Origin of the sequence: Photobacterium sp. GB-72 (assembly GCF_003026095.1) — a bacterium.
In the GTDB taxonomy this organism is placed as follows: Bacteria; Pseudomonadota; Gammaproteobacteria; order Enterobacterales; family Vibrionaceae; genus Photobacterium.
The window spans coordinates 1-632 of record NZ_PYNV01000054.1; the positions used below are offsets into that span (position 1 = coordinate 1).

General features: G+C 44.3%; 1 pseudogene. It reads right to left on the reverse strand.

What is annotated here, in order from left to right:
- Nucleotides 1-632 (reverse strand): annotated as a pseudogene (locus tag C9J40_RS21860) (arginine decarboxylase); the annotation flags it as partial.

Here is a 632-nt window from a genome sequence, read left to right on the forward strand (position 1 = left end):
GCTGCTGGAACACCTGTTTCTAGGAAGTTACCGTTGTCGTCAAGTCCAGGAGTTAGCAAGCTAACTTTGATTGGATCAAGCATACACCAGTCATTGTCGATTTCGTCAAAGCCGTGCCACTTGTCGCCAGGAGTTAGTTTCCAGTTCTCTTGGATAGTCATTAGAGACTCAACAGATGCATCTTCAAAGTTAACCTTGTCACCGTTCATTTCTGTAACAGTTTCTGCGTTCCAAGGTTTGAAGAACCAATCGTTGTCATTGGTGTAGTTGTTGAATAGCTGACGCATGTTTTGACGGAAGATGATCGCTTCGCGGTTTACTTCGTCAGTCAGTGTTTTACCACTTTCGCCTTTCATCATGTTAGCTGCAACATCGTTAGACGCACAGATTGCGTATAGTGGCGATGTTGAAGTGTGCATCATGTATGCTTGGTTGAAACGGTCAAAGTTGATCGCGTCTTCACCGTTACGTACGTGAATGTATGATGCTTGAGACAATGCATTCAATAACTTGTGAGTTGAGTGAGTTGCAAATACTGTTGGACCTTTGTGGTCTTTAGCATCGCCACGCATTGCGAAGTGACCCTTGTAGATAGGGTTAAAACGTGCGTAACCGAACCATGCTTCATCCAT